General features: G+C 63.3%; 21 protein-coding genes and 1 pseudogene. 12 read left to right on the top strand and 10 right to left on the bottom strand.

The window, feature by feature from the left end; translation table 11 throughout:
- The first annotated feature begins 17 nt into the window (after positions 1–17).
- A complete protein-coding gene (locus AC0L3N_RS24980; protein ID WP_473550070.1) occupies positions 18–1,052 on the top strand; it encodes an aldo/keto reductase in 1,035 nt (344 codons plus the stop codon).
- A 247-nt stretch (positions 1,053–1,299) separates the two neighbouring features.
- Here the strand turns inward: AC0L3N_RS24980 and AC0L3N_RS24975 are convergent, their stop codons facing one another.
- A complete protein-coding gene (locus tag AC0L3N_RS24975; protein WP_065011174.1) occupies positions 1,300–1,572 on the bottom strand; it encodes an usg protein in 273 nt (90 codons plus the stop codon).
- A 305-nt stretch (positions 1,573–1,877) separates the two neighbouring features.
- Between AC0L3N_RS24975 and acs the strand changes: the two genes are divergently transcribed.
- Both acs and AC0L3N_RS24965 read left to right on the top strand, forming a co-directional pair.
- A complete protein-coding gene (gene acs, locus AC0L3N_RS24970) occupies positions 1,878–3,833 on the top strand; it encodes an acetate--CoA ligase (RefSeq protein WP_473550068.1) in 1,956 nt (651 codons plus the stop codon).
- Positions 3,833–4,152: pseudogene (locus tag AC0L3N_RS24965) on the top strand (MOSC domain-containing protein); the annotation flags it as partial. The gene acs and the pseudogene AC0L3N_RS24965, both read left to right, overlap by 1 nt.
- A gap of 56 nt (positions 4,153–4,208) precedes the next feature.
- Here the strand turns inward: AC0L3N_RS24965 and AC0L3N_RS24960 are convergent.
- The 5 genes from AC0L3N_RS24960 to AC0L3N_RS24940 all read right to left on the bottom strand — a co-directional run bounded on the left by AC0L3N_RS24960 (position 4,209) and on the right by AC0L3N_RS24940 (position 10,260).
- On the bottom strand, positions 4,209–4,937 hold the full coding sequence (locus AC0L3N_RS24960) for a BBE domain-containing protein (protein ID WP_473550066.1): 729 nt from the start codon (positions 4,935–4,937) through the stop codon (positions 4,209–4,211).
- Entirely contained in the window at positions 4,922–5,599 is a 678-nt protein-coding gene (locus AC0L3N_RS24955) for an FAD-binding oxidoreductase (RefSeq protein WP_473550064.1), read from the bottom strand. The genes AC0L3N_RS24960 and AC0L3N_RS24955 overlap by 16 nt, the downstream gene beginning before the upstream one ends.
- Positions 5,600–5,980: 381 nt before the next feature.
- Positions 5,981–7,249, bottom strand: a complete 1,269-nt coding sequence (locus AC0L3N_RS24950) for a class I SAM-dependent methyltransferase (RefSeq protein ID WP_473550062.1) — start codon at positions 7,247–7,249, stop codon at positions 5,981–5,983.
- Between the two features lie 434 nt (positions 7,250–7,683).
- A complete protein-coding gene (locus AC0L3N_RS24945; protein WP_473550061.1) occupies positions 7,684–9,045 on the bottom strand; it encodes a TadE/TadG family type IV pilus assembly protein in 1,362 nt (453 codons plus the stop codon).
- A gap of 345 nt (positions 9,046–9,390) precedes the next feature.
- Positions 9,391–10,260: a transglutaminase-like domain-containing protein gene (locus AC0L3N_RS24940; protein ID WP_473550059.1), complete on the bottom strand. Its 870-nt coding sequence runs from the start codon at positions 10,258–10,260 to the stop codon at positions 9,391–9,393.
- A 174-nt stretch (positions 10,261–10,434) separates the two neighbouring features.
- Between AC0L3N_RS24940 and AC0L3N_RS24935 the strand changes: the two genes are divergently transcribed.
- A complete protein-coding gene (locus AC0L3N_RS24935) occupies positions 10,435–11,100 on the top strand; it encodes an HAD-IA family hydrolase (RefSeq protein WP_473550057.1) in 666 nt (221 codons plus the stop codon).
- Positions 11,101–11,107: 7 nt separating this feature from the next.
- Here the strand turns inward: AC0L3N_RS24935 and AC0L3N_RS24930 are convergent, their stop codons facing one another.
- Positions 11,108–11,347: a DUF1674 domain-containing protein gene (locus AC0L3N_RS24930; protein WP_473550056.1), complete on the bottom strand. Its 240-nt coding sequence runs from the start codon at positions 11,345–11,347 to the stop codon at positions 11,108–11,110.
- A gap of 123 nt (positions 11,348–11,470) precedes the next feature.
- Between AC0L3N_RS24930 and htpX the strand changes: the two genes are divergently transcribed.
- The 4 genes from htpX to purH all read left to right on the top strand — a co-directional run bounded on the left by htpX (position 11,471) and on the right by purH (position 17,441).
- Positions 11,471–12,484 (top strand): zinc metalloprotease HtpX, encoded by a 1,014-nt coding sequence (gene htpX, locus AC0L3N_RS24925; protein ID WP_473550054.1) that lies wholly within the window; start codon positions 11,471–11,473, stop codon positions 12,482–12,484.
- 50 nt (positions 12,485–12,534) lie between these two features.
- On the top strand, positions 12,535–13,875 hold the full coding sequence (locus AC0L3N_RS24920; protein WP_473550052.1) for an RsmB/NOP family class I SAM-dependent RNA methyltransferase: 1,341 nt from the start codon (positions 12,535–12,537) through the stop codon (positions 13,873–13,875).
- 133 nt (positions 13,876–14,008) lie between these two features.
- Positions 14,009–15,733 (top strand): heparinase II/III family protein, encoded by a 1,725-nt coding sequence (locus AC0L3N_RS24915; protein ID WP_473550050.1) that lies wholly within the window; start codon positions 14,009–14,011, stop codon positions 15,731–15,733.
- A 91-nt stretch (positions 15,734–15,824) separates the two neighbouring features.
- Entirely contained in the window at positions 15,825–17,441 is a 1,617-nt protein-coding gene (gene purH, locus AC0L3N_RS24910; RefSeq protein ID WP_473550049.1) for a bifunctional phosphoribosylaminoimidazolecarboxamide formyltransferase/IMP cyclohydrolase, read from the top strand.
- Between the two features lie 208 nt (positions 17,442–17,649).
- On the opposite strand, the gene AC0L3N_RS24905 is transcribed toward purH, so the two are convergent.
- The gene (locus tag AC0L3N_RS24905; RefSeq protein WP_473550048.1) at positions 17,650–19,026 is read right to left on the bottom strand and encodes an MFS transporter; all 1,377 of its coding nucleotides are present in this window, start codon (positions 19,024–19,026) and stop codon (positions 17,650–17,652) included.
- 93 nt (positions 19,027–19,119) lie between these two features.
- Positions 19,120–23,904, bottom strand: coding sequence for an NAD-glutamate dehydrogenase (locus tag AC0L3N_RS24900; RefSeq protein ID WP_473550046.1), 4,785 nt, complete (start codon positions 23,902–23,904; stop codon positions 19,120–19,122).
- 135 nt (positions 23,905–24,039) lie between these two features.
- Between AC0L3N_RS24900 and AC0L3N_RS24895 the strand changes: the two genes are divergently transcribed.
- Together AC0L3N_RS24895 and AC0L3N_RS24890 are read left to right on the top strand one after the other, a co-directional pair.
- Positions 24,040–24,603: a peroxidase-related enzyme gene (locus AC0L3N_RS24895; RefSeq protein WP_473550045.1), complete on the top strand. Its 564-nt coding sequence runs from the start codon at positions 24,040–24,042 to the stop codon at positions 24,601–24,603.
- 128 nt (positions 24,604–24,731) lie between these two features.
- Positions 24,732–25,055: a YciI family protein gene (locus AC0L3N_RS24890; RefSeq protein ID WP_192355741.1), complete on the top strand. Its 324-nt coding sequence runs from the start codon at positions 24,732–24,734 to the stop codon at positions 25,053–25,055.
- A gap of 9 nt (positions 25,056–25,064) precedes the next feature.
- Here the strand turns inward: AC0L3N_RS24890 and AC0L3N_RS24885 are convergent, their stop codons facing one another.
- A complete protein-coding gene (locus AC0L3N_RS24885) occupies positions 25,065–25,679 on the bottom strand; it encodes a LysE family translocator (protein WP_473550043.1) in 615 nt (204 codons plus the stop codon).
- A gap of 397 nt (positions 25,680–26,076) precedes the next feature.
- On the opposite strand from AC0L3N_RS24885, the gene AC0L3N_RS24880 reads away from it, so the two are divergent.
- Complete coding sequence (locus AC0L3N_RS24880; protein ID WP_473550042.1) at positions 26,077–26,412, top strand: DUF1062 domain-containing protein; 336 nt, start codon at positions 26,077–26,079, stop codon at positions 26,410–26,412.
- Positions 26,357–26,701, top strand: coding sequence for a DUF1062 domain-containing protein (locus AC0L3N_RS24875; protein ID WP_473550041.1), 345 nt, complete (start codon positions 26,357–26,359; stop codon positions 26,699–26,701). The genes AC0L3N_RS24880 and AC0L3N_RS24875 overlap by 56 nt, the downstream gene beginning before the upstream one ends.
- Positions 26,702–26,710 lie beyond the last annotated feature (9 nt).

The following is a 26,710-nucleotide window of genomic DNA, read 5'->3' as shown; positions in this document are numbered from 1 at the left end:
ATACAAGGAGCAAAACCATGGATTATCGACGTCTTGGCGCCTCGGGTCTGAAGGTCCCGGCGCTCTCGTTCGGCGCTGGAACCTTCGGCGGTTCGGGGCCGCTGTTCGGCGCCTGGGGCAACAGCGATGCGACGGAAGCGCGGCGGCTGGTCGACATCTGCCTTGAGGCCGGCGTCAACCTGTTTGACACCGCCGACGTCTATTCGAATGGCGCCTCCGAGGAGGTGCTCGGCGCGGCCATCAAGGGCCGCCGCGATGCCGTGCTGATCTCGACCAAGACCTCGCTGCCGACGGGCGACGGACCCAACGATGCCGGCTCCTCCCGTTCGCGTCTTATCAAGGCCGTCGAGGGCGCACTGAAGCGGCTCGGCACCGACTACATCGACCTGCTGCAACTGCACGCTTTCGACGCCTCAACGCCGATCGAGGAGGTGCTGTCGACGCTGGACAGTCTCGTGCGCGCCGGCACGCTGCGCTATGTCGGCGTCTCCAATTTTTCCGGCTGGCAAGTGATGAAATCGCTCGGCCTGGCGGACAAGAACGGCTATCCGCGCTATGTCGCCCATCAGGTCTATTACTCGCTGGTCGGGCGCGATTATGAATGGGAGCTGATGCCGCTCGGCCTCGACCAGGGCGTTGGCGCGCTGGTGTGGAGCCCGCTCGGCTGGGGCCGCCTGACCGGCAAGATCCGCCGCGGCGAGCCACTGCCGGAAACAAGCCGGTTGCACGACACCGCAGGCTTCGGGCCACCGGTCGAGGACGAGCAACTCTACCGGGTCGTCGATGCGCTCGACACTGTCGCCAAGGAAACCGGCAAGACGGTGCCGCAGATCGCCATCAACTGGTTGCTGCAGCGGCCGACCGTCGCCTCTGTCATCATCGGCGCGCGCAACGAGGAGCAGCTGCGCCAGAACCTCGGCGCCGTCGGTTGGTCATTGACATCAGACCAGATGAAGAAGCTCGACGCGGCAAGCGCAGTCACCGCGCCCTATCCGTATTTCCCCTATCGCCGGCAGGAGGGTTTTGCCCGGCTGAGCCCGCCTGCGGTTTAATTGCGCGCGGGCCGGCAGGCCGCGGGACAGCGCCCCCTCTGTCCTGCCGGACATCTCCCCCACGTGGGGGAGATTGGATGTCGCAACGGCTTTCGCCAGATCGCCAACGTTGTGAAAGAACGGCGCGGTCAGCGAAGCTGCCGATCTCCCCCCTTGTGGGGGAGATGTCCGGCAGGACAGAGGGGGGCGCCGTAGAGCGCCGACCTCAGCAACCACACGATTGCAAGCTGACGTCCTGCGCCGTTGCCTAATGCAGCACGAACTCGCCGTCCACCTTGTGCCATTCGTTGGGCGCGATCAGCTTCTGGTGCGTATAACTCACCGAATGCAGCGGACCATCGAGCTTGGTCTGCCAGAACTCGATGAACCGGATCAGCACCGGAAATTTCGGAGCGATGTCGTAGTCCTGCCAGATGAAGCTCTGCAGCAGATGCGGATGATCGGGAAAATGATAAAGGATCTTGGCCGTGGTCAAGCCGTATCCCTTGAGCATCAGGTCCATTTCGGAATGGTCGCGCATCGCGGTCCCCTGGTTGATTCTCCTTTCCTCCCAATTTGAAATTGTGCGCGCAATTTGCTTAATCGTCTATTGATATTTCGTAGCTGAGGCCGGGTTTACGACGCAAAAACATGTAGTTAGCAGCGATCCAACCCGAGTGCTGATAACAGTGAAGAAAGCGTCTGCGGCATCCCGCCGCGCAAATCCAACGTCTAATATTGCCGTCACGGCGGAACTGTTAATAATGCGCGCGAATTCGTGGCCTCCGCGCCGCGATGCTGCTCGGCGAGCAAGCTGGCAGTTGGTCTTGGGAGGAAAGTGAAAAAATGTCCGAGGTTCATGTCCATCGCGTCCAGCCGGCGTGGAAGAAGAACGCACTGATCGACAATGACACCTATTTGAAATGGTATGCCGAGAGCGTGAAGAACCCGGACAAGTTCTGGGGCAAGCACGGCAAACGCATCGACTGGTTCAAGCCCTACAGCAAGGTCAAGAACACCTCCTTCAACGGCAAGGTCTCGATCAAATGGTTCGAGGACGGCGAGACCAACGTTTCCTGGAACTGCATCGACCGGCATCTGAAGAAGCGCGGCGACCAGACCGCCATCGTCTGGGAAGGCGACAATCCCTACGACGACAGGAAGATCACCTATAGCGAGCTCTACGGGCATGTCTGCCGGCTCGCCAATGTGATGAAGAAGCACGGCGTCAAGAAGGGCGACCGCGTTACCATCTACATGCCGATGATCCCTGAAACGGCCTACGCGATGCTTGCCTGCACGCGCATCGGCGCCATCCATTCGGTGGTCTTTGGCGGCTTCTCGCCGGATGCATTGGCCGGCCGCATCGTCGACTGCGAATCGACTTTCGTCATCACCACCGACGAGGGCCTGCGCGGCGGCAAGCCGATTCCGTTGAAAGACAACACCGACAAGGCGATCGACATCGCCGCGAAGAATTTCGTGATGGTCAACAAGGTCGTCGTCGTGCGCCGCACCGGCGGCAAGGTTGGCTGGGCTCCGGGGCGCGACGTCTGGTACCACGACGAGATCGCTTCGGTGAAGGCGGAGTGCAAGCCGGAGAAGATGAAGGCCGAGGACCCTTTGTTCATCCTCTACACATCAGGCTCGACCGGCAAGCCGAAGGGCGTGCTGCACACCACGGCCGGCTATCTCGTCTACGCCTCGATGACCCACCAATATGTCTTCGACTACCATGACGGCGACATCTACTGGTGCACCGCCGATGTCGGCTGGGTGACCGGCCACAGCTATATCGTCTACGGGCCGCTCGCCAACGGCGCCACCACGCTGATGTTCGAAGGCGTGCCGAACTATCCGTCGCAATCCCGCTTCTGGGAGGTCATCGACAAGCACAAGGTCAACATCTTCTATACCGCGCCGACGGCGTTGCGCGCTTTGATGGGCGCCGGCGACGCCCATGTCACCAGGACGTCGCGCAAATCGCTGCGCGTGCTGGGCACCGTCGGCGAGCCGATCAACCCGGAAGCCTGGGAGTGGTATTTCAACGTCGTCGGCAACGGCAAGGTGCCGATCGTCGACACCTGGTGGCAGACCGAGACTGGCGGCATCCTGATCACGCCGCTGCCCGGTGCCACTGACCTGAAGGCAGGTTCCGCGACGCGGCCCTTCTTCGGCGTCAAGCCGCAGCTGGTCGACGGTGACGGCAAGGTGCTGGAAGGCGTTGCAAGCGGCAACCTCTGCATCACCGATTCGTGGCCGGGCCAGATGCGCACTGTCTATGGCGACCACGAGCGCTTCGTGCAGACTTATTTTTCCACCTACAAGGGCAAGTATTTTACCGGTGACGGCTGCCGCCGCGACGCCGATGGCTACTACTGGATTACCGGTCGCGTCGACGACGTCATCAACGTCTCCGGCCACCGCATGGGCACGGCCGAGGTCGAATCGGCACTGGTTTCGCACGAGAAAGTCTCGGAAGCCGCCGTCGTCGGCTATCCGCACGACATCAAGGGCCAGGGCATCTACTGCTACGTCACATTGATGGCCGGCGAGAAGCCGGACGAGGAGCTGCGCAAGGAACTCGTCGCCCATGTCCGTAAGGACATCGGCGCCATCGCCACGCCCGACAAGATCCAGTTCGCTCCGGGCCTGCCGAAAACCCGTTCCGGCAAGATCATGCGGCGCATCCTGCGCAAGATCGCCGAGGACGATTTTGCCGCGCTCGGCGATACCTCGACGCTGGCCGACCCGGCGGTCGTCGACGACCTCGTCGCCAACCGGCAGAACAAGAGGGCCTGATGCAGGCGGCAATAGGTGCCGCCAGCCAACTTTGGCGCTACCCGGCGAGTTCGCTCGCAGGCGAACGCCTGGAGGCAATTTCGGTCGGTCCAGAGGGGATCGACGGCGACCGCCTGTTCGGCCTCATCGATGCTTCGAACAACGAGATCGCGCGGCCCGATCGCGACACGAAATGGCACAGGTGCCGCGCATCCGGAGCCGGCTGTCGCAAGCCTGCGAACTGGAGATCGCGATTCCCGACGGCGATTGGTTGGCGGCACCGGGCGCCGAAAGCAACCGCGCCGTTTCCTCCTATCTCGGCTTCAAAGCCTCGGCGAGGCGATGCAGCTGGTCTAAGACGCCTTCCCACCCGAACCGGACCTCGCAGCCGCCAACCTAGTGTGCCGCGGCCGAGATGTTTTGGTTGAGGCTGAAAAAATTCATGGGATCATATTTCCGCTTCACCTCGGCAAGCCGACTGTAATTATCACCGAAGGAGGCACGGATCACCTGGTCCGCGGGTTCGCTCTGAAAGTTGAGAAGGTGCATGCCACTCGAATGCGGCTCGAACGCATCGTACATGGCCTGCACCCAGGCTATATGCCTTTCGCTTTCGGCCGGATCGGTCCACTGCGCAGTCATCCCAATGTTGTATTCCGCGTTCCGCTGAGCGAAGGCAGAGTCCGTGCGACTGACCCGGCCCGGCGCGCCGCCGTAGAACTCCACGAGACAGGCCGAGAGAGGCGACTCCATGCGGTTTCCATGCTCAACAAGCAGGTCGATGACCGTATCGGTAAGTCGCGGAACGAAGCTCGCCTTCCAGTAATTGTGGGTGCCGTCCGGGAATGCCCCGTCCAGCAGTTTCTGCATCGACGGGTAGGGCATTGGCTGTATGGCGTCGAGCAGCGGCGGACCGAAGGCTCGCAGCGGCGCCAGCACGCGTGCGCCTTCTTCCATGTCACCGCACCAGCATGCGATTATGCCGACCGCCGGCATGCCGTCCGGCGTCGTCAACATGGCCGCGTAGGCAGTCAGTTCCTCCGGTGCCGTGGCCATGAAGTCGCGATAGAAGCGCAGCACCTCGCGAGCCTTGTCGCGGCCATGAACGATCAAGCCGCCGAACACCGACGATATTCGCTGCGCGCGGAAGGTGAAGCAGGTGACAATGCCGAAATTGCCGCCTCCGCCGCGTAGGGCCCAGAAGAGGTCGGGTGTTCTTCTGCGCTGGCCGTCAGCAGGCGTCCCTCCGCCGTCACCAGCTCAAACGAGATCGCGTTGTCGCAACTCAGCCCGTGCTTTCGCACCAGCCAGCCTACGCCACCGCCGAGTGTCAGCCCGGCAACGCCGGTCTTCGATACGACGCCGACCGGCACCGCCAGCCCATGCAGATGTGTCTCGCGGTCGAGGTCGCCAAGCGTCGCGCCGCCTTGCACCCGCACGGTGCGCGTCTTGGGTTCAACCAGCACGCCACGCATGGCGGAGAGATCGACAACAATGCCGTTGTCGCATAGTGCCCGCCCGGCGACATTGTGACCGCCCCCACGCACCGCGACGAGAAGGTTGTTTCTAGCGGCGAATTTCACCGCGTGGATTACATCGGCGACGCCGAGGCAGCGTGAAACCAATCCAGGATACCGGTCGATTGCCGCGTTCCAAATCCGACGCGCCTCGTCGTAGTCTGCATCAGCGGGCCGGATCAAGCGTCCGGCCAACCCGACGGCGAACTCATCGATAAGATCAGTGCCAATCCGCACGCCACTGCGATTTTGAAGCTCCGTCGCTGCCATGCCCTCCTCCTCCGCCTCGTCGCACGTCAGCATTGACCAAGCCTCGGAGGCGAAAGGCAGCATAACACCAGCGGGCGGGCTTGTGATGTGCCAAAACACCTCGATCGTTAGTCGCTAGCGTTGCCGTCGCAGACGCGCCACCTTGTCTGGTGCGCGGCCTCGCGGCACGATTTTGGCCTATGGCTGCAGCCGGCTGTCGTCGACCGATTTGCTGTTCGAAAAGCAGCGGGGCAATGCGGAGTTCGATATCCTCGAACGCAGCGACATCGCCGGCGACGCTCTCCAAAATGACCCCAGCAGACTTCGCAGCGCTTCTCGCAGCAACCAAAGGCGTCAAACACTAGCCGCTAAGCCGTTGCCTTCATGAGTTCACGAAACCAATTATCGGTAAAGATCTGCTCGCGTCGGCGGCAGGCCGCTCGGGCCCCGCGCGCGCTTGGTGACGACGGTCTGGAAAATCTGCGCCGAGGCGCGTTCGAAAGTGATCGAGCAGCCGGTGAGATAAAGCAGCCAGAGGCGCGCCTTGGCTTCGCCGACCTCGGCGATCGCCTCGTCGAAGCGTGCGTGGAGGCGCTCGGCCCACAGGCGGCAGGTGCGAGCGTAGTGCTCTCGCAAATTCTCGACATCGTAGACGAGGAAGCCGTGCGCCTCGAGATTGCCGAGCGTCATGCCGATCGTGTCGAGCTCGCCGCCGGGAAAGATGTATTTGATCAGCGCCTTGAATTCCGGGCCCTTGCGCAACGTCTTCTTGATGCTGCCCTTGTCGCGCCGGGTAATGGCGTGGTGCAGATAGATGCCGCCCGGTTTGAGCAGCCGATGGATGGTCGAGAAATAGGCGGCGTGGTTGGCGAGCCCCAGATGCTCGAACATGCCGATCGACGATATCTTGTCGAAGGAGACGGACAGCTCGGCGTAGGATTTTATCTCGATGGTGATGCGGTCCTCCAGGCCCTCAGCGCGGATGCGCTCGCGGGCGAGCTGGGTCTGGGCTTCCGACAGCGAGACGCCGTGGCCGATGACGCCGTAATTTTTCGCGGCATGGATGAGCATGGCACCCCAGCCGCAGCCGATGTCGAGCAGCTTTTCGCCGGGCTTCAGCCGGAGCTTGCGGCAGATATGATCGAGCTTGTCTTTCTGCGCCTCGTCGATTCCATTGGCGAAATCGGTGAAATAGCCGCAGCTATAGACCATGCGTTCGTCGAGGAAGAGCCGGTAGAAGGCGTTCGAAATGTCGTAGTGGTGCTGGATCGCTTGCCTGTTCGACCCGCTGACGAAGGGGTTGCGCCCGGAAAGGTCGGTCCGCGCCGTCATCTGTTTTCTCGAAAACAGCACGGCCGGCAGGTCGCGCAGGACCGCGAGCTTGGGCAACGACTTGAGCTTCGTCCTGAGCTTGCCGTGCGCAGGCAGAGCGTAGAAATCGAACAGCGACCCGTCTTCCACGTCGATGGTCTTGGAAATCCACATTTCGATCAGCGTCGAGAGGTTGGGCCGACGCATCACTTGCCAGACGATGTCCTGATCGTTGATGGTGAGCACCGGGCCGGTGGCGGGCCCGATCCGCTCGCCGTTCCACAGCCTGACCGCGAAACCCGGCTTCAATGTTTCGATAACCGTTCGAACGATCCGTGCGGCTCTGTCGGCTGCCTCCATCCCCGTCCTCCCCTGCTCAGCACGCTCGCGGTCCGACGCCGACTTTGCCTGTCCGATCGGATAGCCGCAAGCCGCCAGCGACAAGCCCGCACGGCATTTTCACCATGGCGCCTTGCCATTTGCGGATCGACACCCCATCATGGGGGCGTCTTCAACAAATCGAAAGGAGGTGATCCGATGTCGAGTGATTTCGTTTTCCAGAACGTGGCCTCAGCGGATTGCACTTTCGGGAAGCAGTCTTCCCGTTAAGGCGCGAGATGCGCGGCTGGCGACGCCTGGAGCGCCGCGCGTCCTTTGGACGCGCAAAGGACGCTCCAGCACTTTAAGTCACGTCGCCGCCATGAGCCGCGCCATGGACGGAAACACGGAAGGCCGCCGGCTTCGAAAGAAGCGGCGGCCTTTTCCTTGTCCGGATCCTGTCTGGTCAATGCCCTCTATTTGGTCAATGCCAGGCTTTCGATGTTGTGCGCTATGTCCTGGAAAGCCTGGTTGAGTTCCGTCCCGTTGGCGGCCTGATAGAAGTGCTTGATCTTGGCGGTATCCGGGCTCGCGCAATTCTGCAGTGTCGCCCGGGCAATCTCCTCGTTGAGATCGAAACCGATGGTGAAGATTTCGATGCCCTTGGCGCGCATGGCGGTACAGAGCGTCTTGGCTGCCGTGCGGGTCGGTTCCTTGCCGGCATCATTGTAGACCTCACCGACAGTGCTGGCATCGAAATAGGACAGGTTGAACTCGCCGTCGGTCATCAGGATCGCGATTTTGGCGACCTTGTTCGGATCCGCCTTGGCCGGCCGCTGCGAAGCATTCATCACACTGCCCCAATTTTCCGAAAGCATGTACCAGGTCCACTGCACGCCGATATGGCCCGAGGTGCCGCCCGATGCGACAAAGTTCTTGATGACGTTCTTGAGCGCCGCGGCGTCCGCCGTCAGCGGCTTCAACGCGGCGGCCGGGCAGGCAGCCGTGCCGATCTGCCAGGCAAAGGACGACAACAGGTAATCGCGATTGACCATGCTGACCTCGGGGCCCGCATCCGAATATTGATAGGTGCCTTTGCGCTCGGTGGCGCAATTGTCTGGACGCATTAAGCCGGAGACGTACTGTATGGCGCCATTGCCTGGCGCCTGCTTGCGCTGGCTGGTCGAGGTTTCGACATAGACGCTGCTGGTGGCAAGCGCGCCGGCATTCACCGAATTGGCGTATGGTACGATGGAGACACGCACCCGGGGGTTGGAGGAGTCCTGGCCGTCCAGGAAGCTGTCGACCGCGTTCGCTGCAGCTGTCCTCAGATCGATGATTTTCTGGCCGGCCATCGACCCTGTGACGTCGAGCATCATCGCCACTTCGATGGTCTTGTCCGAATAGAGCGCTGTCGTCGATGCCGCAACGCGCTTCATGTCACCCATGCTGAAAAGCGGAAAATAAAGGCCGAGATCGACATGAACGTCCGCCTGAACCGTCTTGGCGGTCCTGTCGATGGTCAATTTGTCGAGGACGATCCGATCAGCCTGCAGGATGCCCGCTTGGCTGTTGGCATCGAGAAACGCCTGCACCGACTTGTTGGCATCGGCCTCCTTGATGACGCCGGTCGTCAGGTCGCGTGCCGTAGAGGTCACCGCCGCATCGATCACACCCTGCAGGCTCGACTTGGCGTTGTAGAGTTGGGAAACGTTGACGGCAAAGCCGACGCCCAGCGCCAGCACCGACGCAACCATGCCGAACAGAACCGCTAAATTTCCGCTGCGATCCCCGGCAACGCTGCCGATTGCGTGAAAAAGACGCCCAAAATGCCGCATGCTTCCGCCTCCATTCGCCACGAACTCAAGGCCGTGTGAAGGCCGCATTGCAGGATTCCGGCCGGATGGCGCCGCGAAGGGACCAACAGCTACCGGCTCATTGTCAAACCGTTGTTTCTGCTTGGTTTCGAAATGCGGCAAGGTGAACAGCCGGTAAAAGACAGGCCGCTGCGGCAGTTTCGTTTACGAAGCGCTTACCATGATCCCGATGTCTGCCGTGGAGCACAAGAACCCGATCCCGCTTCGGCACAGGGGCTCTGTGCCGGAGCGGATCAGGCGCATCGGATCAGTAGGACAGCCCGGATGATCGCAACAGCGGGACGCACGCCGTTCGCGCTTGCGCTTTTATGCCAGCATCTGCGCGCTGACGGTTCTGTCGACGCCGCGATGGGGCGGGCTGAACAGATTGCTTTCCTGCTCGTAGGTCCAGACCTTGAACAGGCTGAGCCGGTGCGGGCCGAAACTGTGCAGCAGCGGCACGTCGGTCGCGTCGCGACCGCGCGCGATGACGACGCGGCCGATCCTCGGCATGTTGTGGCGGGGGTCGAACGTGTACCATTTGCCGTCGAGGAACACTTCCAGCCACGCCGAAAAATCCATCGGTGCCGGGTCGACCGGTACGCCGATGTCGCCGAGATAGCCGTTCACGTAGCGGGCGGGGAGGTTCATGCAGCGGCAGAGCGTGATCGCCAGATGAGCGAAGTCGCGGCAGACGCCGACGCGCTCTTCATGCGCCTGCGCTGCCGTGCGGGTCGGGCGCGCATAGCCGTATCCGAACGACAGACGGTTGTGGACGTAGTCGACGATCGCCTGCACCCGCGGCCAGCCGGATGGAACAGGGCCGAAAACCTGCCAGGCCAGATCACTGAGATGATCGGTCTCGCAATAGCGGCTGCCGAGCAGATAGCAGAGCACATCGTCGGGCAACTCCGCCACCGGCACTTCCCTGGCCAGCGTGTTGACTTCGTCGGTCTCGCCGCTGTCCTCGACGACGGCATCGTAAAGAATGCGAAAGCCGCCGCCAGGCGCCGTGAAGCGGCGGCAGGTGTTACCATAGAGATCGTGATAGAGCCTGGTTGGAACGGGCGGCGAGGTCAGCACGCGCGTCTGCCGCTTGATTTCGGCCTGGCGCTCCTTGTGGATCTCGAGCAGCGAAATCACCGGGGTGGCTTCAGCACAGTCGATGGCGATTTCGTAGCCGAGCCGAATCAGCATCGCGGTTCCCCTCTTTTGAGTGTCGTGGAAGACAGTTAAGTTAACGCGAGATGGCCGGCCGTGGTTCCCTGGTCTTGTCGAAAAAGGCGATCTTGCGCCTTCCCATGCCGCCGATGCGACGTTACGGTCGATCGACAGGCTTTTGGTCCCTTCCGAAACAACCCGGGATAGCAGATGTTCGCAGGCAGAAAATTCGCAGCCCTGCTGTTCGACATGGACGGCACGGTGGTCAATTCGATCGCCGCGGCAGAAAGGGTCTGGGCAGATTGGGCACGACGGCAAGGTCTCGACGTTGCCGCATTCCTGCCGACGATCCACGGCGTGCGGGCAATCGAGACTATCGCTCGGCTGGCGCTTCCAGGCATCGACCCGATGCGCGAAGCCGATGCGCTTCTGAAGGCCGAGGCGGCCGATATCGACGGCATCCTTCCGATCGCCGGCGCAGCGGCGTTTCTGGCGTCGCTGCCGCCCGAGCGCTGGGCCATCGTCACTTCGGCGCCGCGCGAACTGGCTCTCCTGCGCATCGCCGCCGCCGGCATCCCGCTTCCCGCCATCCTTGTCGCGGCCGAGGATGTTTCCCGCGGCAAGCCGGCGCCGGATTGCTTCCGGCTGGCGGCCGAGCGGCTGGGCGTCGATGCGCGCGACTGCCTTGCTTTCGAAGATGCGCCCGCAGGCATAACGGCGGCCGAGGCCGCCGGAGCTACGGTCGTGGTGATCAGCGCCACCCACCAGCATCCGTTGCAAACGCCGCACGCCGCGATCGCCTCTTATGCCGGGCTAGGCATCACGGTCGACGACCGCGGCTGGATTATGCTCGCGGCGGAGCGCGCTGCGGCTTAGGGTGCCCTTAGAAATCGCTGGTCAGGCCCTTCACCTCCCAGTCGCCATAGCGGCCGGGCTCCTTGCCGCCACGGCCGCCGATCTCCTGGGGCATCGCGGCTTCCTGCTGGCGATAGTGTTCGCGCCGTGCTTCCGCTTCCGCCAAAGCGCGGCGCGCTGCCGGCGTCAGCGTCTTTTGCGGCGCGTCGTGGCCGGGGCCGGCAGTTGTTTCACTGGTTTCACCCGTTTTACTGGTTTCTTCGATCATGCGATATTCCCGGCCGATTGAAACGGGCCCTGATTGAAACAGGGCCACACGTTTCCCATCATATAGCGATGACCCGACAGGGATCGACCCTTTTGCCCAACGCCGGCAGAAACGGAGCAGACAATGAACACACTTCGCACCGCCATGCTTCTGGCCGCGATGACCGCGCTGTTCATGGGCGTCGGCTATCTGATCGGCGGATCGGGCGGCATGGTGATCGCCTTGCTGATCGCCGCCGCCATGAACCTGTTCAGCTATTGGAACGCCGACAAGATGGTGCTGGCGATGCATCGTGCCGTCGAGGTCGACGAAAGGAACGCGCCGGAATATTACGCCATCGTGCAGAGCCTCGCCAGGCAGGCCGGGCTGCCGATGCCGAAAACCTATCTGATCGACAACCCGCAGCCCAACGCCTTCGCCACCGGCCGCAATCCGCAGAATGCTGCGGTCGCCGCCACCACCGGATTGCTGCAGCACCTATCGCACGAAGAGGTCGCGGCTGTCATGGCGCACGAGCTCGCCCATGTGCAGCACCGCGACACGCTGACCATGACGATCGTCGCCACGCTTGCCGGCGCGATCTCGATGCTCGGCAATTTCGCCTTCTTTTTTGGCGGCAACCGCGACAATAACAATTCCTTCGGCATTGTCGGTGTGCTGGTGGCGATGATCGTGGCGCCGTTCGCCGCTATGATCGTGCAGATGGCGATCAGCCGTACCCGCGAATACGAGGCCGACCGGCGCGGCGCCGAGATCTGTGGACAGCCGCTCTGGCTTGCCTCGGCCCTTGACAAGATCGCCCGTGGCGCCGAACGCATCCGCAACCCGGATGCCGAACGCAATCCGGCGACCGCCCACCTCTTCATCATCAATCCTCTTTCCGGCGAGCGCATGGACAGCCTGTTTTCCACCCACCCGAGCACCGACAACCGCATCGCCGCCCTGCAAGCGATGGCGCAGGACATGGCCGGTGGCGCATCCGCCTCCGCGCGGCCGCAAACGCCGATGCCGCGGCAGGCAGACGAACAGCGGCCATCGGGCCCGTGGGAGAAAGCTGAGCAGCCGGCTGAACCGGCCAAGCCGAAGTCCAATCCCTGGGGCCGCAATCCGACCGGATCCAAAGGCCCGTGGTCGTGAGTGGCGCGACGCGCCGACACGGAACTTCAGGCGATCGTGAAGACAATGCAGTGAGCCCCGGCGAGCCCGTTGCCGGTCTCGCCGCGCGCAAGGCGGCTGCCCGGCTGCTCGCCGCCGTCATCGATGCCAAAACGCCGCTTGATGGACTGACCGACCACGAGAACGGCCATCCGCAGTACAAGGCGCTCGACCTGCGCGACCGAGCGCTGGTGCGCGCCATACTGGTCACTGCGCTGCGCTTCCGCATGACAATATCAGGGTTGCTGGCCCGCCGCCTGGAGAAGCCGTTGCCGCCCAATGCCACCGTGCTTTCGCATATTCTGCATGTGGCGGCGGCGCAGATCCTGTTCCTCGATATTCCCGACAGCGCCGCCGTCGACCTCGCCGTGACCCACGCCAAGTCCGATCCGCGCACGGTGCGCTTCTCCGGTCTCGTCAACGGCGTGCTGCGCACGCTGGCGCGGTCCAAGCAGGCCGAGTTGGCTGCAGCGCTTGCCGGTACCGACGAGGCGCCGAAGTGGTTTTCCGACCGGCTGAAGGCCGCCTATGGCGTCGACAAGACCAGGCAAATCCTCGCCGCTCATCGGTACGAGGCGCCGGTCGACTTCACCGTCAAGTCAGATCCCGAGCTGTGGGCCGAGCGGCTCGGCGGCATCGTGCTGCCGACCGGCACGGTGCGCGTGGAAAAGCTCAGCGCCTCCGTCACCGAACTGCCCGGCTTCGAAGACGGCGCCTGGTGGGTTCAGGATGCCGCCGCCAGCCTTCCGGCCCGGCTCTTCGGCGACATCAGGGGTTTGCGCGTCGCCGATCTTTGTGCAGCCCCTGGCGGCAAGACCGCTCAGCTCATTCTCGGCGGCGCCCATGTCACCGCCGTCGACACCTCGAAGAACCGGTTGGCGCGGCTCTCGCAGAATCTCGAACGGCTCGGTCTGTCCGCAGAGATCGTCCAGGCCGATCTGCTCAAATACGAGCCGGAACAACTGTTCGACGCCGTTCTCCTCGATTCACCGTGCTCTTCGACCGGCACGGTGCGGCGGCATCCCGACGTGCCCTGGACGAAGACAGCGGCCGACATCGAAAAACTCGCCGATCTGCAGCGAAGGCTGCTCGCCCGCGCCGTCACCCTGGTCAAGCCCGGCGGGCGCGTCGTCTTTTCCAACTGTTCGCTCGACCCGCTCGAAGGCGAGGCGCTTCACCGCGCCTTCCTCGCCGGAACGACTGATATCGTCGACGATCCGCTCCGCCCAGGCGAGATCGCCGGCATCGATCCCTTCCTGACGCCGCAAGGCACGCTGCGCACCACGCCCGCCGATCTGGATCTCGGCTCACCGGAACGGTCCGGCCTGGACGGCTTCTTCGCCGCCCGCATGCGCAGAGCCGGCTGGTGCTGAAAATTTGTCCGTTATTTTAGGAAGAATCCTGCGGAAAACAGACTGAACGCCAAGGCCTCCATGGAATTCGCCTTCGCATAAGTTCTTGAATCATATAAACTTGTCTTCGGGTTGAGGGGTATGAGGAGGGCTTTTGGCGATCGCTGCCGGCAGCACGACGCGTCTATGGACGCTTGTCGCGAAGGAGTTCTGGCGCAAGACGCGCCGGCGCCTGCGTGCCGGGCCGCTCTATCGCTGGCGCTACTCCGGCCGCACGCCGGAACGCGTGTTGATCGCTCCGCCGGATCTGCGCCTGGCCGACCCGCAGATCGCGCTCGAGATCTATTTTGGCCGCTATCCGCTGTCGGGGCATCTGGTCGAAACCGGCGGCAAGTCGCCTTTCCAGATCACCGTGCCCAATCCCGGCTGGCAAAAGACGCTGCACGGCTTTCGCTGGTTGCGCCACATGCGCGCCGCCGGCACCGAGCTTGCCGCCGCCAATGCCCGGGCGCTGGTCTCCGACTGGATCGCCATGCACGGCAGCAATATTGCCGGTGTCGCCTGGGAGCCCGGCACGACGGCCAAGCGCGTCATTGCCTGGCTGCAGCATTCCTCGGTGGTGCTGCAGGGCGCTGAATTTCCCTTCTACCGGGCCTTCCTGAAGTCGCTGGCCATGCAGATCCGCTATCTCAGGGCGATGGCACGCGAGATGCCGGACGGCAAGGACAGGCTGCGCGCCCGCATCGCGCTCGCTTTTGCCGCTCTGTCGCTGCCGGCGCCGGCATCGGCGCTGCGCGGTGCGACCCGCAACCTCGCCGATGAGCTTGACCGTCAGATTCTGCCGGATGGCGGCCATATTTCCCGCAATCCGATAACTGTTCTTGAAATCCTCGCCGACCTTCTGCCGCTTCGCCAGACCTATGCCAATCAAGCCGAAACGCCGCCGGCGGCGCTGATGGGCGCCATCGACCGTATGCTGCCGGCGCTGCGCTTCTTTCGCCACCAGGACGGCAGCCTCGCCCGCTTCAATGGTATGGGCGCGACCATCCACGACCGCATTGCCACCATTCTGCGCCACGACGACACCGCCGGCGCGCCTTTGCTGCACGCGTCGCATTCAGGCTACGAGCGCCTCTCAATGGGCGGCGTCACCGTGATCGCCGATACCGGCCCGCCGCCCCCCATCGACGTTTCCAACGCGGCGCACGCCGGATGCCTGGCTTTCGAATTGTCCTCCGGCCGCCAACATTATGTCGTCAATGCCGGCGTCGACACCTATGGCGCCGCCGAATTTCGACCGCTTGCCCGCGCCACGGCCGCCCACTCGACCGCCACCCTCAACGACACCTCGTCGGCGCGTTTCAGTCATTCGCTGCGCGTCAACGATCTGCTCGGCACGCCGTTGATCGGCGGCCCGCAGCATGTGCCTTGCAAGCGCACCGACCAGCCAGGCAGCCAGGGTTTCCTGGCTCGCCACGACGGCTATGTCGCGCGCTTCGGTCTGCTGCATGAGCGCGAGCTGAAATTGTCGACGAACGGCAATGTGCTCGCCGGCAGGGATCGCTTTCTGCGGCCGGGCAATGCTGCGATCCGCAACAACGGCCGCAATTTCGTCACGGTGCGCTTCCACATCCATCCCGCCATAGGCCTGCTCCAGGACGAGCACGGCCGCCTGGTGCTGACCGCCGAACAGGCCGACACATGGGTATTCACCTGCACCGAGGTGGCGCCCGAGGTCGAGGAATCCATCTACTTCGCCGGTTTGGGCGGCCCGCGCCGCAGCCGGCAGATCGTGCTGGCCTTTAGGGCGGCGGAGGTTTCCGAAGTCCATTGGCAACTGACGCGAACGGTCATCGCCGGTCAGCTCGCAAAAAGCTGAGATTGCAATTAGCCTCGCAGTTTGATTTCCAGGCTTCATGTGCTACGGCGCGCGGACACTTTCCCAACCAGCCGTGAAAGGCCGCCAGCCCATGGCCGTCGCCGCCAAGAACATTCCCGCGCCCGACCTCGTTGCCGTCCGTCGCGCGCTGCTTTCCGTTTTCGACAAGACCGGCCTCATCGATTTCGCGCAGGCCCTCGTCTCGGCCGGTGTCGAGCTGGTCTCCACCGGCGGCACGGCAAAGGCGATCGCTGAGGCAGGCATGGCCGTGCGCGACGTCTCCGACCTCACCGGTTTTCCAGAGATCATGGATGGTCGGGTCAAGACGCTGCATCCGTCGGTGCATGGGGCGCTGCTCGGCGTGCGCGACGATCCCGAACACGCCGCGGCGATGCGCGATCACGGCATCGAGCCGATCGATCTGGTCGTCTCCAATCTCTACCCTTTCGAGGATGTCCGCCGCTCCGGCGCCGCTTACGCCTCGATCGTCGAGAACATCGACATAGGCGGTCCTGCGATGATCCGCGCTTCGGCCAAGAACCACGCTTATGTCGCCATAGTCACCGACCCCGAGGACTATGCCTCGGTGCTCAACGCGCTGGAGATGAATTTCGGCTCGCTCTCGCTGGATTTCCGCAAGAAGCTGGCGGCCAAGGCCTTCGCCCGCACCGCCACCTATGATGCGGCTATCTCCGGCTGGTTCGCCGAAGCGCTGGAGATCGAGCATCCCACCTGGCGCGCCTTCGGCGGCAGGCTGGACCAGGTGATGCGCTACGGCGAGAACCCTCACCAGGGCGCCGGCTTCTACGTCGATGGCGACAGGCGGCCGGGCGTCGCGACGGCGCATCAGCTGCAGGGCAAGCAGCTTTCCTACAACAATATCAACGACACCGACGCCGCCTTCGAATTGGTAGGCGAGTTCGATCCGGCCCGCTCCGCTACTGTCGCCATCATCAAGCATGCCAACCCGTGCGGCGTCGCCGAGGGCGCTTCGCTGAAGGCGGCCTACGCCAAGGCGCTTGCCTGCGATCCGGTCTCGGCCTTTGGCGGCATCGTCGCGATGAACCGTACCCTCGATGCCGAGGCCGCCGAAGAGATCGTCAAAACCTTCACCGAGGTCATCATCGCGCCGGGCGCCTCTGAAGAAGCGATCCGCATCGTCGCCGCCAAGAAGAATCTGCGCTTGCTTGTCACCGGCGGCCTGCCCGATCCGCGCACGGCCGGCACCACTGTGAAATCCGTTTCCGGCGGGTTGCTCGTGCAGGGCCGCGACAATGCGGTGGTCGACGACGTCGACCTGAATGTGGTGACCAGGCGCGCGCCGACGCCGGCCGAAATGGCCGATCTCAAATTCGCCTTCCGCGTTGCAAAGCACGTCAAGTCGAACGCTATCGTCTATGCCAGAGATGGTGCCACCGTCGGCATCGGCGCCGGCCAGATGAGCCGGGTTGATTCCTCACGCATCGCCGCGCGCAAGGCGCTCGACGCGGCCGAGGCAGCCGGCGTGGCCGAGCCGCTGACCAAAAATTCTGTTGTCGCCTCGGATGCCTTTTTCCCGTTCGCCGACGGGCTGCTGTCTGCCATCGAAGCCGGCGCCACCGCCGTCATCCAGCCCGGCGGCTCGATGCGCGACGACGATGTCATCGCCGCCGCCGACGCCCACGGCATCGCCATGGTGTTTACCGGTGTGAGGCATTTCCGGCATTGAGCACTTCTTCCCTTCTCCCCCTTGTGGGAGAAGGTGGTCGAGCGAAGCTCGGTCGGATGAGGGGTGTTGGCAGGATCGCTTCGATGAAGACGTAAGCGCTTCAAATCCCTTGATGTTTTCACGTATCGTTTCTTCCAACACCCCTCATCCGTCTCGGCGCTATCGCGCCAATCCACCTTCTCCCCCAAGGGGAGAAGGGAAGTGCAGTTCACTCCGCCGACTGGTCCGCCGGATACGGCGTGCGGATCAGGATCGCCAGGCCGACGCCGAGGAACAGCACGATTACAGCCATGCCGAGCCGATCCGAGCCGCTGACCAAACCGATCGTTGCCACCATGAACGGCGCCAGAAAACTGGTCGCCCGCCCGGCCAGCGCGTAGATGCCGAAATAGCGGCCCGACTCTGCCGCGGTAACACTACGCGCCATGTAGGACCGCGACGACGCCTGCACCGGCCCGAAGGCCAGCCCAATCAGAAGCCCGTAAAGGATGTAGGCTTTCTCCGCTGCCGTGCCGAACAGGCCGCCCGAATCGGCGGTAGAGAGCTGTATGAGGCCGAGCAGCGTGAAGCCCGGCCCAGTCGACACAATGCCAATCGTGGCGACGCTGAGCAATACAATCGAAATCATCACAATGGCTTTGGATCCGAGCCGTGTATCCAAATGGGCTGTGCCCCAGCAACCGAAGATGGCGACGACGTTGAGGATGATGCCGAACAGGCCGACCTCAGTGATCGACCAGTGGAACATCTTCGCGGCAAAGGGTGCGCCCAGCGCGAGCAGCGCGTTGACGCCGTCCTGATAGATCATGCGCGCGACGAGGAAGCGGAAGATACCGCTGCGCTGACGTACCTCGGCCAGCGTCGATTTCAATTCCGACAGGCCTTCGCGCACAGCAGGCCTGATTGGAAGGCCTTTGACGGCGTCGGGCGTGAAGAAGAACATCGGCAGGATGAATAGAAAATACCAAGCCGCCGACAGTGGTCCGGTGGCGCGCGCGTCCTCGCCGAGCTTCGGATCGAGGCCGAAGAGCGGGTCGAGGCCGATGATCGTCTTGCCGGTCTCCGGCGAACCCGCCATGAAGGCGACGACGAAGATCAGCGCGATCATGCCGCCGAGATAACCAAGACCCCAGGCCATGTTTGAGATGCGGCCGATTTCGCTCTTCGGAACCAGGCGCGGCATCATCGAATCGTTGAACACGGTCGAGAATTCCGCCGCCACCGACGCCAGCGAAAACAAAGCCGCGATTAGGAACAGATTTGAGCCCGGCGCGGCGAACCATAGCAGGCAAAGACTGGTGATCTTGACCGCAGCGAAGAACGCGATCCACGGTTTTCGCGGGCCGGTCTGGTCGGCGATCGAGCCCAGGATCGGCGACAGCACGGCAATGGCCAGCCCCGCCGCGGCGATTCCATAGCCCCACACAGCCAAGCCCGTTTCCGGATCGCTCGCCATGCGCGAGACGAAATAGGGTCCGAAGATAAAGGTGGTGATGACCGTGAAGAACGGCTGTGCCGCCCAGTCGAACAGCATCCATCCCCAGATGCCGCGTTCCGGCGCTCGCTGCACTGCTCCCTCGGCCATATGTCCTCCCACGAACAGTACCCCCGAAGCGGGGAACCGTTTCGCTCTATAGCGCAGTTCTTGCCGGCAATCGCGCGCGATTCGGAAGACTTCTCACAGCGCCGTCAGGTCGCTGATCAGCCCCGACGCCACCGACAGCCGCGACACGGTGATGTCGCCGCCCTCGGTCAGCGCCTGCAGCCGCTCGCGGATGCGCCCGACCCTCTCGCCGCCGGCCTCCAGCCACGCCGCCACCGGCTCCGCCGCCTCGGCATGGCCGGTGAGCGCCGCCACCGCGATGCCGCGCCTGGCCGCGCCGATCGCATCGGTGGCGCGGGAAAGAGCCAATTGATCGTAGTAGTCGGACGGCGCGATCGAGCGCGCCGCGTCCTCGACGCGCGGAATGCGGAAGGCATCGCTGACCGCGAAAAACGCCTTCGCGGCGACGACGATGTTGGCATTCGCCGTTCGGGCCGTCAGCGCGATGTCAGGGACGACGCCCACCACATCGGTCAGCGCCAGCTGTTCGGCCAGTTTTTCGGGCGCGCCGCCCTTGGCCAGATCATGCCTCCGCTCCTCGATTCGCTCGCGCGAGAAGGCCGGCAGCAGCGAAACGAGCTTCGGCTCCAGAGCCTTGCGCGCGTCCTGCAACTCGGCGATCCGTTGGCCGAGCGGTGCGGTGCTGGTATCGTTTTTGAGATACCAGCCGCTGGTCACATAGATAAGCCGGCTAACAGCCTGATAAAGGTCGAGCTGCACCTGTCCGTCGATCTGGTTGTCGAGCGCGTCGATCTCGCGATAGAGCGCCGGCAACCCAAAGCCGTCACGCACCACGGCGAAGGTACGGACCACGTCTGCAGCACTTTGGCCGCTCGCTTCCAGCAGCCTGTTGACGAAGGACGGGCCGCCGCGATTGACCAGATCATTAGCGACGACACGGGCGATGATTTCGCGGCGCAGGCGATGGCCATGGATCTCGGCCGCGTATTTCTTCGCCATACGGTCCGGAAAATAGCCCATCAGGTCACGGTCGAAATGCGGATCGTCCGGCACATCGCTGGCGACGATGTCGGAAAACAGCACGATCTTGGCATAGGCCAACAGCACGCCGAGCTCGGCCCTGGTCAACGGCTCGCCGCGCGCCTCGCGCTCGGCAAGGGCTGCCGGCGGCGGCAGAGCTTCGACATTGCGGTCGAGCAGGCCGCGCGCCTCGAGCGCAGCCATGAAACGGCTCTGATGGGCGATGTCGGCAAGGCCGCGCTTGCGGGCAAGGGACAGCGCCAGCGTCTGCTCGTAATTGTTGGACAGCACCAGCGCGCTCACCTCGTCGGTCATCTCGGCGAGAAGCTTGTTGCGCGCTGGGCGGGTCAGCGCCCCCTTGCGCATGGCTGAAGCCAGCGCGATCTTGATGTTGACCTCGACATCGGAGCAGTTGACGCCGCCCGAATTGTCGATGGCGTCGGAATTGCAGCGCCCGCCATTCAGCCCAAACTCGATGCGGGCCCGCTGCGTCACGCCGAGATTGGCGCCCTCGCCGATGACCTTGGCGCGCACTTCGAGCGCGGTCACCCGAATAGCATCGTTGGCGCGATCGCCGACGTCCTGGTTGGTTTCCGTCGATGCCCGCAGATACGTGCCGATGCCGCCGAACCATAAAAGGTCGACCGGCGCCTTGAGGATGGCGCTCATGATCTCGACCGGCGAGGCGGTCGTCTTGCCGAGGCCGATCGCCGCGGCCGCGGCCGGCGGCAGCGTGATCGACTTCTGGCTGCGCGAGACGATGACGCCGCCTTCCGATAGTTTTGTCTTGTCGTAGTCCTGCCAACTCGAACGGGCGAGGGCGAACATGCGCCGGCGCTCGGCCATCGAAGCCGCCATGTCGGGATCCGGATCGATGAAGATGTCGCGATGGTCGAAGGCGGCGATCATCCGGGTCTGCTCGGACAGGAGCATGCCGTTGCCGAACACGTCGCCCGACATGTCGCCAACGCCGACAACGGTGAAAGGTGTGGTCTGGATGTCGCGGTTCATCTCGCGGAAATGCCGCTTGACTGCTTCCCAGGCGCCCTTGGCAGTGATGCCCATCTTCTTATGGTCGTAACCGGCCGAGCCGCCGCTGGCGAAGGCGTCGTCGAGCCAGAAGCCATGCTTCTCGCTGATGGCGTTGGCGGTGTCGGAGAAGGTCGCCGTGCCTTTGTCGGCGGCAACGACGAAATAGGGATCCTCCTGGTCGCGCCTGATCACACCGGCTGGCGGCACGACGCCGTCCAGTCCGATATTATCGGTGATCGACAACAGGCTGGAGACGTAATTCTTGTAGGCGGACGCGCCGGCTTCGAAGATGGCGTCGCGGCCGGCGCCCATCGGCAGCTTCTTCGGATAAAAGCCGCCCTTGGCGCCGACCGGCACGATTACCGCATTCTTGACCTGCTGCGCCTTGACCAGGCCGAGCACCTCGGTGCGGTAGTCCTGGGCGCGGTCCGACCAGCGCAGGCCGCCGCGGGCGACCGGGCCGAAGCGCAGATGCACGCCCTCGACCTCGGAACCGTAGACGAAGATCTCCCGCCACGGCCGCGGCGCCGGCAGGCCGTCGACCGCCTGCGAGTCGAGCTTGATCGCCAGCGACTGGCCCTTCTCTTTCGTATCGGTAACGAAATGATTGGTGCGCAGCGAGGCTTCGATCAGGTTGAGGTAGCGACGGATGATGGTATCGTCGTCGATGTTGGGAACCTCTTCCAGCGCATCCCTGATCTTGGCCTTGAGGTGCTTGGCCGCGACCACGCCCTCTGTCTCCGCCGTCGGTCCGAGGCGGGCGACGAACAGCTCATGCAGGCCACGCGCGATCTCCGGATAGCGGTTGAGCGCGGCGGCAATGAAGTCCTGGCTTTGCGGGATGCCGGCCTGCTGCAGATAGCGGCCATAGGCGCGCAGGATGGTGACCTCGCTCGACCACAGGCCGGCGGTCTGGGCAAGGCCGTTATAGCCGTCATTGTCGATGTCGCCGCGCCAGACGGAAAGGAACGCGTCCTCGAACAGCGCGCCGCGGTCGCCGAGGTCGATCGGCTTGCCGTAGCTGTTTTCGAGCTCCATGTCGTGGATGAAGACCATGCCGGAAGCCTCGTCGCCGACCTCGAAGGTGCGCTCGCTGATCACGCGGAACCCGATGTTCTCCAGCACCGGCACCCGCCGCGACAGCGCCACCGGGCTGCCATGGTGATAGATCTTCAGCGCCGCCTGATGCGGCTCCTGGTTGGCATGACGGTAGTAGTCGATGGCGATCGGGTTGGCCGCGCTGATCTTGGCGATGCGCCCGGCATCGGCCAACGCCTCCGCCGGCGAGAAGCTGTCGCGATAGCTTCCCGAGAAGCGCGAGGCGATCGCGGTGAGCGCCGCATCGGCGCCGGTCTCGGCCGCGGTCTCGCGCAGAACGTCGTCCCAGGTCCGCACGATGGCGCGGATCGCTGCCTCGATCGTCGCCTGGTCGACCTTCGGCGTCCTGCCGCCGGAACGGCCGATGATGAAATGGACACGAGCCAGTCCGCCTTCCGGAAAGGCGGGGTAGTAGGCCGAAAGCCGGCCTTGGAACACCGTCTTCAGATAGGTGCCGATCTTCTCGCGTACGACGCTGTCATAGCGGTCGCGCGGCACGAAGACGAGGATCGAGACGAAGCGGTCGAACTGATCGGCGCGCACCAGCGCTCTGACGCGCGGCCGCTCGATCAGCCCCAAAATGGCTTCGGCGTGCTTGCGCAGGATCGGCACCGGCACCTGGAACAGCTCGTCGCGCGGATAGCTCTCCAGCACGTTGATCAGTGCCTTGCCGGAGTGATCTTCAGGGTTGAAACCGGATTTGGCGATGATGGTTTCGGCTTTCGACCTGAGATAAGGGATTTTCATCACCGAGCGCGTGTAGGCGGTCGAGGTGAACAAGCCGACGATACGCAACTCGCCTGCAAGCACGCCCTTGGCGGTGTAGGTCTTGACGCCGATGTAATCGAGATAGATGCGGCGATGCACGGTCGATTTGGCGTTGGCCTTGGTGACGATCAGCGGTTCCGGCCCATGCAGGAAGGCGCGGATTTCCGGCGTCGTCGACACCGCTTCGGTGCCGCGCCGCAGCACCAGCACGTCGGGATCGGAGAGGATGCCGAGGCCGGGTTTTTCGGTGCGCTCCAGCGTGCCGCTCTTCTCGCCGCCGGTATATTTGAACTCGCGCATGCCGAGAAAGGTGAAATTGTCGTCGCGCAGCCATTCGAGGAAGGCGATCGCTTCGGCAACGTGGGCCTTGTCGAGCGGCACCGGGGCGTAGCGGAACTCCGAGATCGCCTGGTCGAGGCGGGCCAGCATGGGCTTCCAGTCGGTGACCGCGGCGCGCACCTGGCCCAATATTTTTTTCAGCCGCTCGGCCAATGCCTCGGCCTGCTCGGCCGAAAGACGGCCGATATGGACGTGGATGACACTCAACCGTTCATGGCTGTGATCGCCCTTGGCAAAGCCGCCATCGCCGAGGATTTCGTCGACGCCGCTCTTGCCGTGCCTGACGACGATGACCGGATGGGTGACCAGCAGCGGTTCGCCGGCGCTCTCGGTGATCTCGCCGAGGACGGAATCGAACAGGAACGGCATGTTGTCGTTGACGACAGTGATCACGGTCATCGGCCTGCCCTGGCGGACAACACCGGAATCGACCTCTATGGCGACGACGCAATCGCCCTTCCTGTGCCTGGCGACGGCGCGTCCGGCGAGATCGGCTGCGCGCTCGAGGGCGGTGACCTCATAGGCGGCGACATCTTCGGCCGGCGCTCGGGCCAGCAGATAATCGGCAAGCCTGCCGGGTTTCTCGCTGCCTTTGGCCGTGCTTATCTTTTTCAACTGGCTTGCAGATTTCAGGCCGGCCATGTCGCTAATCCCTCCCGTCATATGTTTTGCGACTATGGTAGCAGATGACCGATATTTGGCGACAAAGGTTTGACCACTTGCGACGAAATGTCGGGATTCGCCGGTGGGTCACCGAAAATGAAGAGAAAATCCGCCATGAAAGACAAGATCACCGCACTTGACCTCGCGCCCGCGGAACTGAGCGAAGCGACGAAGGCCTATTTCGCCAAATGCGAGGAGAAGCTCGGGCTCGTTCCCAATGTGCTGTTGGCCTACGCCTTCAACGAGACGAAGCTGCGTGCCTTCACCGATATGTACAACGACCTGATGCTGAGCCAATCCGGCCTGTCGAAGCTGGAGCGCGAGATGATCGCGGTCGCCGTCTCCTCCATCAATCATTGCTACTATTGCCTCGCCGCCCATGGCGCGGCGGTGCGCCAGCTTTCCGGCGACCCGGCCTTTGGCGAGATCATAGCGATGAACTTCCGCGCCGCCGACCTTTCCGCTAGACAGAAAGCGATGCTCGAATTCGCGGTGAAGCTGACCGAGCAGCCGGCGAAGATCGTCGAGGCCGACCGGGCAGCGCTGCGTGAGGCCGGGTTTTCCGATCGCGACATCTGGGACATCGCCTCGACCGCCGCCTTCTTCAACATGTCCAACCGGGTGGCGGCGGCGGTCGACATGCGGCCGAACGATGAATACCACGCGATGGCGCGGTGAGGTGCGGCCCAACCGAACCTTATATTAGCTATTGCGCATTCTCGTTGCTTGTTTGCCAGTTTGGTCCGATGATCGCCCTGCGGCGTGACCGCATGCAGGTTCGACGCCGCTGATCAACGGAGGAGAACATGGCGAAATTTCTCTATGTGTATCACGGCTCGGGCAAGATGCCGACCGAGGAGGCCGAACGGCAAGCAGCGATGGATGCCTGGAACGGATGGTACGGCAAGCTTGGCTCGGCCGTGGTCGACGGTGGCAATCCGGTCGGCATGTCGAAGACCGTGCTGCCCGGCGGTAAGGTCGAGAACAATGGCGGCAGCAATCCGACCGCCGGTTACACAATCATCGAAGCGAAAGATATCGACGATGCCGTCGATAAGGCCAAGGACTGTCCTATCCTGAAGGACCCGGGTTTCAGTGTCGAGATCGCGCCGATCATCGAAATGGGTTGACGCACCGGCTCAGGATCGAGCCGCGATCGCCGCTGCGGCGCCGGCCATGGTGCCGGCGCTGACACGGTTGGCGATCTTCATCGCCCGCTTGCTCTTCAGCAGTTTTCGCGCCTGCGCTGCCGCGAGCACCCAGGCGAGAGTGATGGTGACCAGAACCACGGCCATGGTCAGCGTCAGTTCGATCCAGCCGACGACCGTCACCGAGGCGAGATCGATGATGGTCGGCAGCAGCGCCAGGTAGAACATCATGATCTTGGGATTGCCGAGCGTCACCGCCATGCCGGCAAAGAACAGTTTGACGGCCGACTCCTCGCCCGGCATCTCGCCCTCGCGCGCTTCGACCGGAGCGGTCCATATCTTCCAGGCGAGGTAGGCGAGATAGGCGACGCCGACCCATTTCAGCACGACGAAGGCGGGATGGAAGGTCTGCGCCACCACCGCCAGCCCGAATACCGCCAGCGACAGCCAGATGCCCTCGCCGATCCACATAGCGAGCAGGAACGGGAACACATCGCGAAAGCCCTTTGCGATGACCCGCGCCACCAGAGCGGCAATCGAAGGGCCGGGCGAGCCGGCGGCGACGAAAAGGGCGGCGGCGAAGATCAGAAGCGAGGTGAAGTGCATGACCGGGATCTTTGCTTGGGACGTTGATCGCTCGATTGTAGCGCAACTGTTCCACCTGCGGTAGCACCGACCAAGGAAGAGGCTTGCCGGCTCGAGACCTCGCGGCTAGAACTTCCACCCCGACACAATTTCGAGCTTCATTTTGCCTACGTAACCGCCGGTCTCGTCAACTCCCCCCAACACAATGCATGGCGCCGCTTTTCGCGACGTCTGTTTCATTTCACGTGTTCCGCAGGGTGGCGGTTCGAGACCGGTTTGGCACTGCTGAACCGCTGTCGCGCACAATCCCCCGCGACACCTGATTTCTGACCACCGCAGCCTCTCGCCACGCCGTGCCCGCATGGGCATCTCGACATCGCCGATCTGATGAACTTCCCGACGGGAAGGGCTTTTCGGCATGTCTTCGATGCTGCGTATCCGCTGGACGATCGCACCCAAAACCGCACCTCGACCTCACATCAACTGCAATCGCTGCGGCGGCCTAAAGGCTTACCACTGCAGCGGGAAATTCCGCGTCAACGCCAACGGCAAACGCATCGATGCGTGGCTGATCTATCGCTGCGTCGATTGCGGCAATTCCTGGAATTTCGGCATTCTGGAGCGATGCAACCGCCGCGACATCGAGCCGGCGCTGCTGCACTCACTCGAAAGCAATGACCCGGCCCTTGCGCGGCGCCATGCTTTCGACGCCGTGGCGCTGCGAGGCAGGGTCAGGCGTCGAGGAGTTTCCTGAAGCCGCCGTTCACAAGCGGGTGCTCGACGACGGGCCGGAAAACACCACCGCTCTCGAACTCCAGCTCGGGTTCGAAATGCCGACAGCGCTGCGGCTCGACCGGTTGCTCGCCGGCGAACTCGGCATCTCGCGATCGCGGCTTCAGGCCTGGGAAGAGAAGCGATTGCTGGTCGTAGGTCCTGACGGGGCCAAAGCCTTGCGCAAGCCGGCTCGAGCGGGAACGGCGATCCGCATCGAGCTCGTCGGTGAACCCGACCGCGAGGCCATTATCTCGGCTGCCGGCGGGTAAAGTAAAAAG

The organism is Mesorhizobium sp. WSM4807 (assembly GCF_055811615.1).
This window is presented reverse-complemented; position numbering and strand designations above follow the sequence as displayed.

Coding starts and splice junctions, on each gene's coding strand:
- AC0L3N_RS24940 (WP_473550059.1), bottom strand. CDS start 10,260: ATGCTGATTCGGCTCGGCTACGAAATCGCCATCGACTGTGCTGAAGCC.
- AC0L3N_RS24945 (WP_473550061.1), bottom strand. CDS start 9,045: ATGCGGCATTTTGGGCGTCTTTTTCACGCAATCGGCAGCGTTGCCGGG.
- AC0L3N_RS24955 (WP_473550064.1), bottom strand. CDS start 5,599: ATGGCAGCGACGGAGCTTCAAAATCGCAGTGGCGTGCGGATTGGCACT.
- AC0L3N_RS24930 (WP_473550056.1), bottom strand. CDS start 11,347: ATGATCGAAGAAACCAGTAAAACGGGTGAAACCAGTGAAACAACTGCC.
- htpX (WP_473550054.1), top strand. CDS start 11,471: ATGAACACACTTCGCACCGCCATGCTTCTGGCCGCGATGACCGCGCTG.
- AC0L3N_RS24935 (WP_473550057.1), top strand. CDS start 10,435: ATGTTCGCAGGCAGAAAATTCGCAGCCCTGCTGTTCGACATGGACGGC.
- AC0L3N_RS24980 (WP_473550070.1), top strand. CDS start 18: ATGGATTATCGACGTCTTGGCGCCTCGGGTCTGAAGGTCCCGGCGCTC.
- purH (WP_473550049.1), top strand. CDS start 15,825: ATGGCCGTCGCCGCCAAGAACATTCCCGCGCCCGACCTCGTTGCCGTC.
- AC0L3N_RS24900 (WP_473550046.1), bottom strand. CDS start 23,904: ATGGCCGGCCTGAAATCTGCAAGCCAGTTGAAAAAGATAAGCACGGCC.
- AC0L3N_RS24895 (WP_473550045.1), top strand. CDS start 24,040: ATGAAAGACAAGATCACCGCACTTGACCTCGCGCCCGCGGAACTGAGC.
- AC0L3N_RS24885 (WP_473550043.1), bottom strand. CDS start 25,679: ATGCACTTCACCTCGCTTCTGATCTTCGCCGCCGCCCTTTTCGTCGCC.
- AC0L3N_RS24875 (WP_473550041.1), top strand. CDS start 26,357: ATGCTTTCGACGCCGTGGCGCTGCGAGGCAGGGTCAGGCGTCGAGGAG.
- AC0L3N_RS24905 (WP_473550048.1), bottom strand. CDS start 19,026: ATGGCCGAGGGAGCAGTGCAGCGAGCGCCGGAACGCGGCATCTGGGGA.
- AC0L3N_RS24880 (WP_473550042.1), top strand. CDS start 26,077: ATGTCTTCGATGCTGCGTATCCGCTGGACGATCGCACCCAAAACCGCA.
- acs (WP_473550068.1), top strand. CDS start 1,878: ATGTCCGAGGTTCATGTCCATCGCGTCCAGCCGGCGTGGAAGAAGAAC.
- AC0L3N_RS24950 (WP_473550062.1), bottom strand. CDS start 7,249: ATGGAGGCAGCCGACAGAGCCGCACGGATCGTTCGAACGGTTATCGAA.
- AC0L3N_RS24975 (WP_065011174.1), bottom strand. CDS start 1,572: ATGCGCGACCATTCCGAAATGGACCTGATGCTCAAGGGATACGGCTTG.
- AC0L3N_RS24890 (WP_192355741.1), top strand. CDS start 24,732: ATGGCGAAATTTCTCTATGTGTATCACGGCTCGGGCAAGATGCCGACC.